The organism is Sphingobium sp. DC-2 (genome assembly GCF_000722555.1).
GTDB classification, from domain to species: domain Bacteria; phylum Pseudomonadota; class Alphaproteobacteria; order Sphingomonadales; family Sphingomonadaceae; genus Sphingobium; species Sphingobium quisquiliarum.
Genome location: NZ_JNAC01000026.1, coordinates 190,904 through 207,189 on the forward strand (window position 1 = coordinate 190,904; position 16,286 = coordinate 207,189).

Annotated in this window: 12 protein-coding genes; 1 reads left to right on the top strand and 11 read right to left on the bottom strand. The window is 66.9% G+C overall.

Annotated elements, in window-relative coordinates; translation table 11 throughout:
- Positions 1-15: 15 nt before the first annotated feature.
- From ET21_RS0104700 to ET21_RS0104715, 4 genes are all read right to left on the bottom strand, one after another.
- Entirely contained in the window at positions 16-3,120 is a 3,105-nt protein-coding gene (locus ET21_RS0104700) for an efflux RND transporter permease subunit (protein ID WP_030538775.1), read from the bottom strand.
- 12 nt (positions 3,121-3,132) lie between these two features.
- A complete protein-coding gene (locus ET21_RS0104705) occupies positions 3,133-4,194 on the bottom strand; it encodes an efflux RND transporter periplasmic adaptor subunit (RefSeq protein ID WP_030538776.1) in 1,062 nt (353 codons plus the stop codon).
- An 89-nt stretch (positions 4,195-4,283) separates the two neighbouring features.
- A complete protein-coding gene (locus ET21_RS0104710) occupies positions 4,284-5,021 on the bottom strand; it encodes a TlyA family RNA methyltransferase (RefSeq protein ID WP_021237671.1) in 738 nt (245 codons plus the stop codon).
- Positions 5,021-7,042 carry a protein-disulfide reductase DsbD gene (locus ET21_RS0104715; protein ID WP_030538777.1) on the bottom strand — a complete coding sequence of 674 codons (2,022 nt, stop codon included), beginning with the start codon at positions 7,040-7,042 and terminating at the stop codon, positions 5,021-5,023. Before ET21_RS0104715 ends, ET21_RS0104710 begins: the two co-directional genes overlap by 1 nt.
- Before the next feature lie 78 nt (positions 7,043-7,120).
- On the opposite strand from ET21_RS0104715, the gene ET21_RS0104720 reads away from it, so the two are divergent.
- Entirely contained in the window at positions 7,121-8,770 is a 1,650-nt protein-coding gene (locus ET21_RS0104720; RefSeq protein ID WP_030538778.1) for an alkaline phosphatase family protein, read from the top strand.
- Here the strand turns inward: ET21_RS0104720 and epsC are convergent, their stop codons facing one another.
- From epsC to ET21_RS0104755, 7 genes are all read right to left on the bottom strand, one after another.
- Positions 8,771-9,772 carry a serine O-acetyltransferase EpsC gene (gene epsC / locus ET21_RS0104725; RefSeq protein WP_021237668.1) on the bottom strand — a complete coding sequence of 334 codons (1,002 nt, stop codon included), beginning with the start codon at positions 9,770-9,772 and terminating at the stop codon, positions 8,771-8,773.
- Between the two features lie 110 nt (positions 9,773-9,882).
- The gene (locus tag ET21_RS0104730) at positions 9,883-11,214 is read right to left on the bottom strand and encodes an ATP-binding protein (protein ID WP_030538779.1); all 1,332 of its coding nucleotides are present in this window, start codon (positions 11,212-11,214) and stop codon (positions 9,883-9,885) included.
- The gene (locus ET21_RS0104735) at positions 11,211-11,921 is read right to left on the bottom strand and encodes a response regulator (RefSeq protein ID WP_021237666.1); all 711 of its coding nucleotides are present in this window, start codon (positions 11,919-11,921) and stop codon (positions 11,211-11,213) included. Before ET21_RS0104735 ends, ET21_RS0104730 begins: the two co-directional genes overlap by 4 nt.
- A gap of 175 nt (positions 11,922-12,096) precedes the next feature.
- Positions 12,097-12,936, bottom strand: a complete 840-nt coding sequence (locus ET21_RS0104740; protein WP_021237665.1) for a TorF family putative porin — start codon at positions 12,934-12,936, stop codon at positions 12,097-12,099.
- 309 nt (positions 12,937-13,245) lie between these two features.
- A complete protein-coding gene (locus tag ET21_RS0104745) occupies positions 13,246-14,742 on the bottom strand; it encodes a SulP family inorganic anion transporter (protein WP_030538780.1) in 1,497 nt (498 codons plus the stop codon).
- 5 nt (positions 14,743-14,747) lie between these two features.
- Positions 14,748-15,446, bottom strand: a complete 699-nt coding sequence (locus tag ET21_RS0104750; protein ID WP_021237663.1) for a carbonic anhydrase — start codon at positions 15,444-15,446, stop codon at positions 14,748-14,750.
- Positions 15,447-15,574: 128 nt separating this feature from the next.
- Positions 15,575-16,285, bottom strand: a complete 711-nt coding sequence (locus ET21_RS0104755) for a response regulator transcription factor (protein WP_021237662.1) — start codon at positions 16,283-16,285, stop codon at positions 15,575-15,577.
- Between the last annotated feature and the right edge of the window lies 1 nt (position 16,286).

Consider the following 16,286-nt stretch of genomic DNA (forward strand, 5'->3'; position numbering starts at 1 on the left):
ATGACTCCCTCATGCTCACTCGGCAGCTTCGGGCGAATCCTTCAATGCCGAGTCAAGCCGCCTGCCCACGGTTTGCGGTGAAACGGTTCGTCTCGCAACCCGCGAATAGAGGATGGGGATCAGGAACAGCGTGATCAGCGTCGCCAGCGACACGCCGAACACCACCACGACGCCGATGGACTGGCGCGCGGCCGCCCCCGCTCCGCCCCGGATGACCAGCGGAACAGCGCCGATCACTGTCGCGATGGATGTCATCAGGATGGGGCGCAGACGCCGCGCCGCGGCCTGCCTGATCGCCTCCGCAATCTCCAGCCCCTCGTCGCGCAACTGGTTCGCGAACTCGACGATCAGGATGCCGTTCTTGGCCGCAAGACCCACCAGCATGACGATGCCGATCTGGCTGTAGAGGTTGATCGACCCGCCGCTGAGCGCCAGCCCCAGCACGCCGCCAGCCACGGCCAGCGGCACGGTGGCGATGATGACGCCGGGGTGGATGAAGCTTTCGAACTGCGCCGCCAGCAGCAGGTAGACGATCAGGATGGTCAGCCCGAACACCAGCCAGATCGACCCGCCCGTCTCCCGCAGCGACTGGCTTTCGCCGCGATAGCCGATGGCCAGCACTTCGGGCGACTGGCGCGCCTGCCCTTCCAGATAGGTGAGCGCCTCGCCCAGCGAATAGCCGGGCGCAAGGCCCGCGGTCAGCGTGATGGCGCGCAGCTTGTTATAGCGGTTGAGCTGGCGGGGCCCTGCGACCTCGCGCACCGTCACCACCGCCGACAGCGGCACCAGCGCGCCGGTGCGGGTGCGCACCTGTATGCGCTCCAGATCGGCCAGCGTCTGCCGCCCCTCCCGCTCCGCCTGGAGCAGGACGCGATATTCCTCGCCACGATCGACATAGGTGGTGACCCGGCGCGATCCCAGCAGCGTCTGCAACGCCTGGCTGATGTCGTTCGCCGACACGCCCAGGTCGCCCGCGCGCTGCTGGTTCACCTCGATCCGCATCTGCGGCTTGGTTTCCTTATAGTCGCTGTCCAGGTTGACGAGGCCGGGATTGTTCGCCGCCGCCGCCATGATGCGGTCGCGCGCGGCGACCAGTCCCTCATAGGTCGATCCCGTCAGCACGATATTCACCGGCAGGCCCCTGCCCCGCCCCAGCCCCGACCGGGGGGCGACATTGCCGCGCACGCCCGGCTGGTTCGCGATCGCCTTGTTGATGATGTCGGCGATTTCGGCCGTGGTGACGGTGCGGTCTTCCCATGGCCGCAGGAAGGCGATGACATTGCCGCTGTTGAAATCGTCGCTCGCGCCGAAACCGCCCGGCGTGCGCGTGATCAGCACTTGCAGGCGGCCGTCCTTCAGCAGCGGGGCCAGATCATTTTCCAGCCGCTGCATATAGCTTAGCATCCGGTCGAAGCCCGTGCCTTCGGGCGCGCTGATCTGGCCATCGGCGACGCCCGTATCCTCGGCCGGGGCCAGTTCGTTAGGCAGCGTCATGAACAGCGCGCCCGCCGCCCCCAGGAACAGCGCCAGCGCGATGAAGGCAGCGAGCGGCCGCCGCAGCACCTTGTCGAGCAGCCGCGCATAAGCGCCCTCCAGCCGCTGGAACCGGTTGTCCACCCATTTGGCCAGCCGCCCGCGCTCGCTATGCCGCAGCAGCTTGGAACAAAGCATCGGCGCAAGGCTGAGCGAAATGAAGCCGGAAAAGGCGATGGCGGCGATCATCGCGATCGCCAGTTCGCGGAACAGCAGACCGGTCTGCCCCGCCAGGAACATGACCGGCACGAACACGGCGCAGACGACCAGCGTCGTCGAAATGATGGCGAAGCCCACCTGCCGGGTGCCCAGATAAGCGGCGACCAGAGGGTCCTCCCCCTGCTCGATCCGGTGATAGACATTTTCCAGCACCACGATCGCGTCATCGACCACCAGCCCGATGGCGAGCACGAAGGCTAGCAGCGTCAAAAGGTTAATCGAAAGACCGAGCAGCCACATGACGGCGCAGGTGGCGAGCAGGCAGATCGGCACCGTGACCGAAGGGATGATGGTCGCGCGGAGAGACCCCAGGAACAGAAAGATGACCATGATGACCAGGATCGCCGCTTCCAGCAGCGTGTCATAGACATTGTCGATCGCCCGGCTGATGAACAGCGACTCGTCCGACCCGATATTGACGCTCATCCCCTCCGGCAGGTCCGGCCGGATCTGCTCGATCAGCGCCTTCGCCCGGTCGGCGACCTCCAGCGTGTTCGCGCCCGACTGGCGGATGATGCCCAGCCCGACGCCGTTCGCCTGATTGGTGCGGAAGGAGACATAGGGATTTTCCGGCCCCTCCTCGATCCGCGCGACATCGCCCAGCTTCACCTGATACCCGTCCGCGCCCCGGCCGATGACCAGTTGCGCGAACTGCTCCGGCGTCGAAAAGGCGCGTTCGACGCGCAGCGTCTGGTTCTGGTCCTTCGATTCGAACCGGCCGGCGGGCAGCTCGACATTCTGCGCGCGCAGGGCCGCTTCGACATCGGCGGGCGTCAGGGAGAAGGCGGCGAGCCGTTCCGCATTCAGCCAGATGCGCGTCGCCGGGCGCTGGTCCCCGCCGCCGCTGACGCGCGCCACGCCGTCGATCGCGGAAAAGCGGTCGACGATATTGCGGTCCAGATAGTCGGCGATCCGCACGGGCGACCATCCGGGCCTGCTGAACGCAATATACATGATCGGCCGCGCGTCGGCGTCCACCTTGCGGATTTCGGGCGCGAGCGCGTCTTCGGGCAGGTCCTCGATCACCGCGCCCACCCGGTCGCGCACGTCATTGGCCGATGAATCGATGTCGCGCGAAGGATCGAATTCGATGCTGATGGTCGACGTGCCGTCGCGCGATGTGGATGTGATGTTGCGGATGCCCTGAATCCCGGCAACCGAATCCTCTATGATCTGCGTGATCCGCGTTTCGATCACCGACGCCGCGGCGCCGGTATAGGTCGTCTCCACCGACACGATGGGGGGATCGGTATCGGGATATTCGCGGACGGACAGGCTGATATAGCCCACCACGCCGACGATGCAGAGCAGCACCGCGATGACCGCCGCGAAGACCGGGCGGCGGACGGAGATGTCGGACAGTTGCATCGGCCCGGCCCCTCAGGCGCCGGTCGCGGCGCGATCCGCAACCTTGGGCGGCTCGCGATCCTCACCGGCCAGCCGTACCGGGGCGCCATCGCTCAGCTTCACGACGCCGTCCGTCACCACCTTCTGGCCCGGCTTCACCCCGTCCAATATCTCGACCAGTCCGTTCTGGCGCATGCCCGTGGCGACTTTCACCCGCCTCGCCTTGCCTTCCGCCACGATGAACAGATAGCGCTCGTCGCCCTCGCCCACCACCGCAAGCTCCGGCACGGCGAGCGACTGGCGCTGCCGCGCGGCGACGCTCACGGTCAGCAGCATGCCGGGTTTCAGCATCCTGTCCGGGTTGGGCAGGATGGCGCGCACCCGCACGGCGCGGGTCGCCGGATCGATCACCGGATCGATGGTGGCGATGGTGCCGGAAAAGGGACGGTCCGGGTAAGCGGAAGAGACCGCCTTGATCGGCTGTCCCTCGCGGATCATCGACAGGCGCGTTTCCGGCACGGTGAAGTCCAGCTTGATCCGGCTGATGTCGCTGACGGTGGCGATGGCCGTTCCGGCCGTCACGATCGCTCCGGGCGATACGGTGCGCAGGCTGACCCAGCCCGAAAAGGGGGCGCGGATGATGCGGTCGCCGATCGACGCGCGCGCCAGTTGCGCATTGGCGCGCGCAGAATTGGCCGCCGCCACCTGCTGGTCAAGGCTGGCGACGGTGGCGAAGCCGCGTTTCTTGAGCGCCTGAATCCGCTCAAGCTGCTGGTTCGCCTGCAATGCCTGCGCTTCGGCCGCCGCCAGTTCCGCCCGTTCCTGACCCACTGCCAGAGTGGCGATCACCTGACCCCGGCTGACCTGCGCGCCGTCGGCGAAGTTGATGGACGTGATCCGCTCCGTCACCGGCGCGGACAGCACCACCTGTTCATTGGCCAGCGCCGTGCCCACTGCCTCCAGAGTGTCCGTGAAGGTCGCGCGCGTAATCGGCGCCGCCTCCACCAGAGCGGGCGGACGGGCTTTCTTCTCCTTTTCCCCGCCGCACGAGGCAAGGGTCAGCGCAAGGAGGCACAGGGACAGGATAGGGCGCATAGGAAGGGGCTAACGAGCCTTTGCAAACGAGGCAACTGGAGCAATTGTCGCGAAATGTAACCGCCCCCTCAGTAACGAACTCGGCAGGATTATCCACCAAAGCGGGCGTGGATCAAAAATTCGATATTGCCCTGTGGCCCGGTGATCGGACTGGGGGTGATGCCGGTCACATTCCACCCCTTGACGGTCAGCCAGCTACGCACATCCTCGCACACGCGCGCATGGACTTCGGGGTCGCGCACCACGCCGCCCTTGCCCACTTCCTCCCGCCCTGCTTCGAACTGCGGCTTGATGAGGGCGGCCAGATGTGCGCCGGGACGGGCGAAGGTCATCGGCCGCTCCAGCACCTTGGCCAGCGATATGAAACTGGCGTCGCACACGATGATGTCCACCGCTTCGGGGATATGGTCATCGGTCAGGATGCGTGCGCTGGTCTGTTCATGCACGATGACGCGCGGGTCCGACCGCAGCTTCCAGGCGAGCTGGTTGGTGCCGCTGTCGACCGCATAGACCCGCGCCGCGCCCTTGCTCAGCAACACGTCGGTGAAGCCGCCGGTCGAGCTGCCGACATCGATCGCGGTCATGCCGGTCACGTCTATGCCGAAATGGTCGATGGCATGCGCCAGCTTTATCCCGCCGCGCGACACCCAGGGATGGTCCTTTCCCCGCACCTCCAGCACGGCGTCCTCAGGCAGTTGCTGCCCCGCCTTGTCGATCTTCCTGTCGCCCAGGAACACCAGCCCCGCCAGGATCAGCGCCTGCGCGCGCGTGCGGCTTTCCGCAAGGCCGCTGTCCACCAGCAGCTGGTCGGCGCGCAGCTTGGCCATCAGCGCACCAGCGCCGTCAGCGTGGCGGGCGTCAGGATCTGCGGCAGGACCTGCGCCTCCTTGCCCGGCGCATACCAGAGGTAGAGCGGCACGCCCGACCGGCCTTTCGCTTCCAGAAAGCGGGTGATCGCGGGGTCCGCGCTGGTCCAGTCGCCGACCATCACCGTCACTCCGCCTTTCGCAAAGGCGTCCCGCGTCTCCACCCGGTCGATCGCCGCTGCCTCATTGGCCTTGCACGTAAGGCACCAGTCCGCCGTGAAATAGAGGAAGACCGGCTTTCCCTGCGCGCGCAAGGCGGCCAGCCGGGCCTCGTCGAAGGGGATGACGCCGCTCTCCGCCTTCGCAGCGGCGGGCGCATGGGCGGGCAGCAGCATCACGCCCGCGCCCAGCAGCAGCGCCGCTCCCGCCGCCGCGATCATGCCGCCCCTGCGTCCACGCTGCTGGCGAGCGCCCAGCCACCACAGCAGCAGGCCCAGCCCCAGCGCGGCCCCCACGCCCGCGGTGATCGCGCCAACGCCGCGCTGCTGGCCGAGCAGCCACGCCAAGCCAAGGGCGGTGAGGAACATCGGCACCGACAATATCTTCTGGAACGTCTCCATCCATCCGCCCGGCCGCGGCAGGCGGCGGCGCAGCGCGGGGGACCAGGCGAGCAGCAGGAACGGCGCGGCAAGGCCGATGCCCAGCCCGGCGAACAGGGCCAATGCGGCGGGCAGCGGCAGGACCAGCGCCGCGCCCATGGCCGCGCCCATGAACGGCCCGGTGCAGGGCGTCGCGACGAAGGCGACCAGAGCGCCGGTCCAGAATGCGCCCGACGCTCCGCTCTTGCCCGCCAGCCGTTCGCCCCCGCCAAAAGCGCCAAGCTGGAACAGGCCAGCCAGGTTGAGCGCGATCGCCGTCGCCAGCAGCAGCAGCAGCAGGATGACGCGCGGGTCCTGCAACTGGAACGCCCATCCGGCCGCGCTTCCCGCAGCCCGCAGCGCCAGCAGCACGCCGCCTAGCAGCAGGCAGGTCAGCACCACCCCCGCCGCATAGGCCAGCGCTTCGCGGCGCGCCGTGCGCTCGTCTCCGCCCGCGCGCGCCAGCTTCAACGCCTTGAGTGCCAGGATCGGGAAGACGCAGGGCATGATGTTCAGCAGCAACCCGCCCAGCAGCGCCCCGCCCAGCGCGATCAGCGTGGTTCGCAGCACGCCGCTCCGCGCCTCCGCCACCTCGCCCGGCCGCGCCGTCAGCAAAAAGCCGCTATGATCGCCGGTCCGCAGCACCGCCCGGACCGTGCCGCCCCTGAACCCCTCCCCCGCCTCGCTTTCCAGCAGCAGGCGGTCGCCGTCGCGGCGCACCTTCTGCTCCGCCGCATAGCGCACCGCGCCTTCGGTCAGGGGGAACAGATGAATGTCGCTCGCCGCCGCCTCCGCCGGGAAGGGCACCGACAGGCGGAACCTGCCGCCGCTGATCGCGTAGCGCGCCTCGCTGCCAAGCGGCCGGGGCAAGCGGGCGCGCCATGCGTCGAACCGGCTCGCATCCTCCGCCGTCGCCGCGCCGTCACCGGCGGTCAGGTTCAGCGCCAGTTCGGCGCTTTCGGGCACGCAGACCTTGTCCGTGCAGACAAGCCATTCCGCCTTGCCCCGGATCGGCAGAGCCGTCCCCACCGGCACGTCCGCCGCCACCGTCAACGGCGCGAGCACCGCATAAGGCCCTTCATAGACGTGGTTCATCAGGCCTGAGATCAGCAGCGTCTCCGGCACCGGATAGCGCAGCGCGCCGATGCTGACGCCCTTGGGCAGCGTCCATTTAACGCTCATGCCCACGCCCGCATCGCCGGGATTTTCCCAATAGCCATGCCAGCCATCGTCCGGCTTCATCGAAAAGGCGATCATCGCCGTCCGCCCCGGCGCGGGCGCGGCGGTTTCCGCCACCAGCGCCGCGCGGATATGCGGCACGCCCGGCGCGAACGCGCCCTGCGCCCCCGCCGCGCAGGCGAAGAGAAACGCGAACGTCATCAGAAGGACATGAAAAATCCGCATTGGGCCTCTGGCGGGGTCGACGGCCTTGGGGCTAGGTCTCCCTGCATTCGCCGTCAAGGTCGAGGAGGCCTCCACCCCATGTTCAAGAAAGTCCTCGCCGCGCTGATCCTGACCAGCGCCGCGCCCGTCATCGCCCAGCAGGCGGCAGCGCCCGCCCCTTCCGCATCAGCGCCCCGGCTGATCGTGGCGATCGCGGTGGACCAGTTTTCCGCCGACCTCTTCAGCGAATACCGGCCCTTTTATACCGGCGGGTTGAAGCGCCTGAGCGAAGGCGCGGTCTTTCCGCGCGGCTATCAAAGCCATGCCGCGACCGAAACCTGCCCCGGCCACAGCACCATCCTCACCGGCAGCCGCCCGTCACGCACCGGCATCATCGCCAACAACTGGTTCGACCTGAAAGCCAGCCGCACCGACAAGCAGGTCTATTGCGCCGAGGATGAAAGCCAGCCGGGCACCAGCAGCGGCAATTATGCCGCATCGCCCATCCACCTGCGCGTGCCGACGCTGGGCGACCGGATGAAGGCCGCCAATCCGTCCACGCGCTCCGTGTCGATCGCGGGCAAGGACCGGGCGGCGATCATGCTGGGCGGGGCCAGGGCGGATCATGTCTGGTGGCTGGGGCCAAAGGGCTATGTCAGCTATCCCGGCGTCCCCGTCCCGCCGCTGGTTCAGCAGGTCAACCGCGCCTATGAGCAGCGTCTGGCGCAGGCGAACCCCGGCTTTGAACTCCCCGCGCAATGCGTGGCGAAGGATTTTCCGGTCAGCGTCGGCAATGGCAAGACGGTGGGCACCGGCCGTTTCCAGCGGGAAGCGGGCGATGCCAGGGCGTTCCGCGTGTCGCCCGAGCAGGACGCCATGACCCTGGCCTTCGCCATGGCGGCCATCCAGAGCATGAGCCTTGGCCAGCAGGCGCAGACCGACATCATCTCCATCGGCCTGTCCGCGACGGACTATATCGGCCACAGCTACGGCACCGAAGGCACGGAAAGCTGCATCCAGGTGGACAGGCTCGACCGCGAACTGGGCGTCTTCTTCGATCATCTGGACAGGATGGGAATCGACTATGCCGTCGTGCTGACCGCCGACCATGGCGGCCACGACCTTCCCGAACGGCACCGGCAAAACGCCATGCCCATGGAACAGCGGGTCGATCCGGCGCTGATGCCGCGCGCGCTGTCTCAGGAAGTCGCCACCCGCACCGGCATCAGCGGCAAGACGCTGATCTATGGCGATGGCCCGTCAGGCGACCTCTATTTCGACCCCGGCCTTTCACCCGCTGAGCGCGCCAGGGTGGAAGCCGCCGCGCTCGCCCTGCTGCGCGCTCATCCCCAGGTCGAAACCGTCTTCACCAGGGCGCAGATCGCCGCTGCCCCCTCCCCGTCCGGCCCGCCCGAAAGCTGGAGCCTGCTTCAGGAAGCGCGCGCCAGCTTCGATCCTGAACGGTCGGGCGACCTGCTGCTGCTGCTCAAGCCCCGGATCACGCCCATCGCCAATCCAGGCACCGGCTATGTCGCGACGCACGGTTCGCCATGGGACACCGACCGCCGCGTCCCGATCCTGTTCTGGCGCAAGGGCATCCGCGCGTTCGAACAGCCGCTCGGCGTCGAAACGGCCGACATCATGCCGACGCTGGCGGCGCTCATCCACCTTCCCGTGCCGAAGGATCAGATTGACGGCCGCTGCCTCGACCTGATCGCTGGCGAAGGCAGCAGCTGCCCGGACCAGTGATCAGATATTGCCGGCAAAGCCTGACTGCTCCTCCACCAGCGCATGAACGCGGTGGGGGGCGGACACTTCGACCCGGCTCGTGACCTCATATTGCGCCTTGGCCTGCCGCACATTGCTGTTGGCGGGCACGCTGTCGGTCAGCCAGACATTGCCGCCGATGACCGACCGGCTGCCGATGATGATGCGCCCCAATATCGTCGCGCCGGCATAGATGACGACGTCATCCTCAATGATCGGGTGGCGGGGCTGCGCCTTTTCCAGCCCGCCTTTCTCGTCCGCCGGAAAGCTGCGCGCGCCCAGCGTCACGCCCTGATAGAGGCGCACGCGATCCCCCACGATCGCCGTCTCGCCGATCACGACGCCGGTGCCGTGATCGATGAAGAAGCTGCGGCCGACCCGCGCGCCGGGGTGGATGTCGATGCCGGTGCGGCTGTGCGCGATTTCGGAGATGATCCGCGCCACCAGCGGCGCGCCCAGCTCGTAAAGCTGATGCGCCAGCCGGTGATGGATGATCGCCAGCATCGATGGATAGCAGATCAGCACCTCATCCACGCTGCGCGCGGCGGGATCGCCCTGGAAAGCGGCCTTAACGTCGCTGTCGAGCAGGGTGCGCAGCCCCGGCAGGCTCTGGGCGAAGCTGCCGATGATGCGCGCGGCCTGCGCGTCCACCTCCGACGCCGCCTCCCCTTCCAGCGCGTACAGCAGCTCAAGCCGGATCTGGCCATAGAGGCGGCTGAGCGCCGTCTGGAGCGTCTGCTCGACAAAGGCGTCCTCATTATGGATGCGCACGAAGCTGGGGCCAAGCCGCAGGGGAAAGAGCGCGGCGCACAGCGACGCCGTGATCTTCGCCAGGTCCGCCCGCGAAGGAAAGCCTTCCGCCCCATATTCGGCATGATGCTGCTGCTCCTGCCGCCATCGGTTGCGGGCGGCGCTCAGGTCGGCCGTCAGTTGGCCGATGTCCCAATATCCTTCGGGAATGGAGTCTTCGCCCTCGTCCGTCATACACGCCTCATGTCAATCCTGACGGCGGCATAGCGCGGCACGAAGCGTTCGGGTAAACGAGTTTTGCTTGGGGCCCCCCAATTCTCTTTCGTGTCCGCAACAGCGGCGGGCTAGCGCTTCACTGGTGCGATAGGCGCAGGCAGGCGGATTTCCGCGCGCAATCCTCCCTCTTCCCGGTTCACCAGCACCAGCCGCCCCCCGGCCCTTTCCACCACCCGCGCCACGATCGCCAGGCCCAGGCCCAGCCCGCGCGTATTGCGTTGCCGCGCCTCGTCCAGTCGGGCGAAGGGCTTCAATACCTCCTCCAGCTTTCCGGGCGGAATTCCGGGGCCGTCATCGTCCACGCGGATGACCACCTCCTCGCCCTCCCGCTCGACCGCCACCCGCGCGCGATCGCCATAATGCAGCGCATTTTCAATCAGGTTCATCACCGCCCGGCGCAGGGATATGGAGTGGGTTTCCATCTCCAGATGGTCCAGCCCCTCATAGGTGACGTCCTTGTCCTGATCCTGGAAAGCGTCCACCACCGTCGCCACGGTCACGGCGACATCGGTGCGCACCGCCGCTTCGCCATTTTTTTCGCCGCCCAGGAACGCCAGCAGCGATTCGATCATCTCCGCCATTTCGGTGACGTCGCCGCTCATCGCCTCGCGCGCCTCGGCATCGCGCAGATTTTCCAGCCGCAACTGCAAGCGGGCGAGGGGCGTGCGCAGGTCATGGCCCACCGCCGCCAGCGTTTCGGTCCTTTCCGTGATCAGCCGGTGGATGCGCTTCTGCATCGCGTTGAAGGCGCGCACCAGATCGCGCACGTCGCTGGTGCCGCTTTCCGGCACGATCACCTCGTCCGACAGGCCGATATGCTCGGTCGCCCTGGTCAGGTCCTTGAGCGGCGCGAGCGTGCGGCGGATGAGCACGCCGCCCGCCACCAGCAGCGCGACGACCGGGATCAGCGCCAGCCCCATCCGCCCGATCGCGAAAGCCCATTTGCTGCCGCTATGATGCATGCCGAAATAGATCCAGCTTCCATCCGCCAGTTGCAGCCCGCCGTTGATCTCGGACACGCGGCCGGGGGAGGCGAGCCGCAGCCATAGGCGTGACTGCTCCAGACTGGGTTCCCAATCGATGATCTGCCGCCGCATCCGCTCCAGATCGGGCGTGAGCGGCGGCGGCGGCGGCGCGACCCGGCTCCAGTGGATATCGTAGCGATCCGTGGTCAGCTGGATCGCCAGCGCCGTGCGCTCCGCTTCGGGCTGTTCGGTCAGCAATTTGCGGGCAATGACCAGATGTTCGGCCAGACGCCGGGCCTCGTCATCCTGCAAAGACAGATGACCGGCCCGCTCGTAGATCAGCGTGCCGACCGCAAACTCCAGCGTCAGCGCGAGCAGCAGGATGACGAACAGCCGCCCGACCAGTCCCAGCGACCGGCTGACATGCAGTCTCAAGCGCGGCTGACTTCCGCGTTGAACATATATCCCACGCCGCGCACGGTCGTGATCGGCGCGGCCTTGTCTTCCGTCGATAATTTGCGGCGCAGGCGGCTCACCAGCACGTCGATGCTGCGATCGGAACTGTCGCCCATGCGAGTGCGCGACAGTTCGATCAGCCGCTCGCGGGCGATGACGCGCTGGGGATGGCTGAGGAAGCTGCCGAGCAGGTCGAACTCAGCGCCGGTCAGGTCGACGATGCCGCCCGTGGGCGACCGCAGTTCGCGGCGGGGGAAGTTGACGATCCAGCCGTCGAAGCGCGCTTCATTGTCGCGATGCTCGTCCGGTCCCCGCTCCACCCCGACGCGGCGCAATATGGCGCGGATGCGCGCGATCAGTTCCCGCGTGCCGAACGGCTTGGGCAGATAATCGTCGGCGCCCAGTTCCAGCCCGACGATCCGGTCCGTCTCGCTGCCTTTGGCGCTGATGAAGATGATGGGAACGTCGCTCTTGCGGCGGATCTGGCGGCACAGGTCGATGCCGTTGGTGCCGGGCAGCATCACGTCCAGCACGACCAGATCGACCGGCCCGGCATCGAACGCCACCCACATTTCCGGTCCCGACGATGCGGGGCGGACCTGATATCCATGTTCCTGAAGCGCCCTGGCCGTCAGCGTGCGCAGCGGCGGGTCATCCTCCACAAGGATGATGGTTGGAGCCGTCATGCCGGAAATATCGCGCGGAAATCTGCGTTCATGGCTGTGAAATAAAGGCGGGGGTCCGGGCGGTCAACCAAACCTTGGCTCGCGGGCAGCCATCCGCCCCGCCAGCAACAATTTGTCATGGAGCGGAGCAAGAGCATGCGCCGGGCCCGGCGGACCGGACCCGGCGCTTTATGGATCAGAAGGCGGCGGTCAGGGAGAAGACCACCTGGCTGCGGGCGATGGATTCGCCATAGCCCTTGCCGTCGTTCACCATGAAGCCCGGACGGATGTAGTTTTCCTCGACCCGCGCGATGTCGGTATCGACATAGGAAACGCCCACGGTCAGCGGCGTGCCGGGGATGGCGGCTTCCGCGCCCACCAGCCAGTCGAGATACTTGCCGGTCGGGGCGATCGACGTGCCGTTCGGACCCAGGCCCGAATTGCCGTTCGACCAGCCAAGATGCGCCTTCAGCGTGACGGGCGTGTTGGGCACCGCGCCGCTGATGTCGCCCCAGATGTACAGATTGTCTTCCTTGTCGCCCGGATCGGCCACGGTGCAGGCGGCATCGCTGCACCACTTGCCCAGCGCTTCCTGCTTGGGCGCATAGGCGACGCCCAGCAGGCCCTTGACCGGACCGATCTGGCTGGACAGCTTCACATAGGGTTCGGCGAAGTCGGTCTTGTCGGCGCCCGACGGATACATGTACCAGGTCAGGCCGACGTCCAGCGTCGCATTCTCACCCAGCGGAATGGCGTAACCGGCGAACAGGTCCAGTTCCATGTTCGCGCCGCCGAAACGGCCCCAGCCGCCCAGGTTCGAACCCCAGGTGCCGACATAGGCGCCGCTTTCATGGGTTGCGGTGATGCCGCCCTGGATGGCCATGCCCTTGTCGGTCTGCGACACGCCGCGGAAGCGGTAGTCGGACACCAGCGCAACGCTGCCAGAAACGGTGACGGGACCGGAAGGTTCTTCCTGAGCGAAGGCAGGCACGCTCGACATCAGGGCGAGGGCCGCACAGGCGATCTGATATTTCATGAAACATTCCCCTTTATGGTAAGAATGTTCCGTCCTGCGTCCGCGCAGGGTCCGAAGATCTTGATGTCTTCGATACCGGCGGATCGATCCCTGGATAGGACGCTCCCGCCGCCAAGAGAATGGCATTCTTTCGCACTCGCGAAGACAATCGCCATCTGTGCTCCCGAAAGCACAGTTTCTTTCCAAACATTATCTAGATTATTTCTATATTGTTTCTGATATGACAAGTAGCAACAAGAAGCCGCCGCGCCATCAGGCACGGCGGCTCAGGGATCAGCCCCGGGGGAGAGGCTGACCAGGGGGACTTCGTCAGATCGCCAGATTGCGCAGATTTCCCGCGCCCGACAGTTCCACCGTCATACCGGCGCTGCGGCGGCGGTCGATCCACTCGCGCAGCATCTCCGCGCAGGTATGGTCGATATGGCCCAGCCGGTCGAGGTTCAGCACCACCTGGCGCCCGGCGGGAACGGATTCGAGCTTGGCCGACAGCTTGGGCAGGGACAGGAAGGTGGCCGATCCGTGCAGCGCGACCTCATGCCTGTCGTCGCCGCGCGGCGCATCCTCCACGCCCAGGCGCAGGCGGCGCACATGGGGCAGCAGTTCCAGCAGGGACAGGCCGATGCCGACCAGCACGCCGGTCAGAAGGTCAGCCGCCACCACCATGATCAGCGTCGCCGCCCACACGATCGCGGGCAGAGGGCCGTAGCGGTGCAACAGATGCTTCGCATGATCGACGCTGACCAGCCGGATGCCGGTCACCACCAGAATGCCCGCCAGCGCCGCCATCGGGATTTCCCGCAGCAGCCAGGGAAGAAGGGCGACGAAGCCCAGGATCCACACGCCATGCAGGATCGTCGACAGCCTCGTCTTGGCGCCCGCCTGCACGTTGGCGGAGCTTCGCACGATGACGCCGGTCATCGGCAGCGCGCCCGCCACGCCGCAAAGCAGGTTGCCCACGCCCTGCGCGCTCAGTTCGCGGTTATAGTTGGTGCGCACGCCGTCATGCATCCGGTCCACCGCCGCCGCCGACAGCAGCGTTTCGGCGCTGGCGATGAAGGCGATGGCGATCGCCGTGGTGATGACCGCAGGGTTCAGCAGTTGCTGGACTAGCCCCTCGCCCGGCAAGGTGATCGCGGCGGTGATGGATTCGGGCACCACCACCCGCGCCACCGGCAGGTTGAAGAGGAACGCGACCAGCGTCGCCAGAACCACCCCGACCAGAGCGCCGGGCAGCAGCTTGAGCGAGGCCGGGCGGATCTTTTCCCAGCCCAGCATGCCGCCGATGGTGACCAGGCCGACTGCGAATGCCATCGCCGCGTTCTGGTTGCTAAGGCCAAGGATCTGCCCCGGCATCGCCACCAGATTGGCCAGCCCGCTGGAAAGCGGCTTGTCATCGAACAGGACATGGAACTGACCGACCACGATCAGCACGCCGATGCCCGCCAGCATGCCGTGGACGACCGCCGGGGAAATCGCGCGGAACCAGCCGCCGACCCGCAACAGGCCTGCCACCACCTGGATGATGCCCGCCAGGATCAGGATCGGCCCAAGGGCGGACAGCCCCTGTTCCTGGACGATTTCGAAGACGATGACGGCAAGGCCCGCGGCGGGACCGCTGACCTGCAACGGTGATCCTGCGAACAAGCCAACGATCACGCCGCCGATGATGCCGGTGATCAGCCCTTTTTCCGGGGGAACGCCTGATGCGACCGCGATGCCCATGCAAAGCGGCATCGCCACCAGGAACACGACGATGGATGCGGTGAAGTCGCGGCTGAACGCGCCGCCGGAAAGGGCTTTCAGCATGGGGCTTACTCCGCCGCTACCGCGACGCTGATCTCACCGGCGAGGCGGCGGGCCTGCGCCTGCGCGATGGGCAGCGGCTGGCCTTCGCGCATGGGGACGAAACGTCCGGTTTCGCCGTCAAGGCCCAGCACCTGGCCCGCATGGATGTCGACATACCAGCCGTGCAGGGCGATTTCGCCGCGCGCCATGCCCGACGCCACCGACGGATGGGTGCGCAGGTGGGCGAGCTGCACGACGATATTCTCCAGCGCCATGTTGCGCAGCTTTTCCGCGTCGCTGAGGTCGGCGGGATAGTTTTCGCGGCACACCTTCTGCGCGGCGTGCGAGTGGCGCAGCCAGGCGGCGACGTTCGGCATCGCCGTCAGGTCGGCGTCCGTGGCCAGCGCCTTCATCGCGCCGCAGTCGCTATGCCCGCACACGATGATGTCGCGCACGCCCAGAACCATCACGGCATATTCGACCGTGGCGGTGACGCCGCCAAGCTGGGTGGCGTGCGGCGGCACGATGTTGCCGGCGTTGCGGCACACGAACAGGTCGCCCGGATCGGCCTGCATGATATGTTCCGGCACGATGCGGGAGTCGGCGCAGGAAATCATCAGCGCCTTGGGGCTCTGTCCATCGCTGGCGAGCCGGTTGTAGAGCGCGCTCTGATTCGGGAAGACATGCTTCTCGAAGCTGAACACGCGGCCGATAAGCTCGTTCATGGCTTCTTTCCTTCATTTGCTTTCCGGTCAGGGGGCAGACCGGGAGCATGAAGGATAGGAAGCTGCTTTTGCTGCGGCGCAGCGCTTTTGTTAAATTATGTGTCCGGCGTTATTTCGTGAAACAGGCATCAGCGCCGGTCGACGGCCGCGCTCAGCATATAGCCCGCGCCGCGCACCGTGACGATCGGCGCCGCATGGCCGCCCTGCCCCAGCTTCCGCCGCAACCGGCTGATCAGCACGTCGATGCTTCGGTCGGAGGAAGGCGCCTCGCGCACGCCCGCCATTTCCATCAGGCGCGTACGCGCGATCACCGTCTGCGCATGATCGATCAATATGGCCAGCAACGAAAATTCCGCCGCCGTCAACTGAACCTGCGAGGTATCGGGCGCGACCACCTCGCGCCGGGCGAAGTCCACCGCCCATCCCGCGAACCGGGCCTGGGTCTGGCGGCGCAGGCCCAACGCGCGCTCGTTCCGCCCGCGCCGCATCACCGCGCGCAGACGGGCGGCGAGTTCGCGCGCGGAATAGGGCTTGGCCATATAATCGTCCGCGCCCAGTTCCAGCCCGACCACCCGGTCGACCTCGCTGCTGTTGTGGCTCACCATGATGATGGGCACGCTGCTGCGTTCGCGCACGCTGCGGCAAAGGTCCATTCCGTCCGGCCCGCGCAGCGATGCGTCGAGCACAAGGGCGCTCACGGCCACGCTGTCGAGCGCGCTCCATATATCCCCGGCCGTCGCGGCGGCGAGCGCGCGAAAGCCGTTCTCCTCCAGCGACTTGCACAGCTGCTGGCGCATGTCCTGCTGCGCGTCGGCGACAAGGATCAGCGGCGGGTTCATC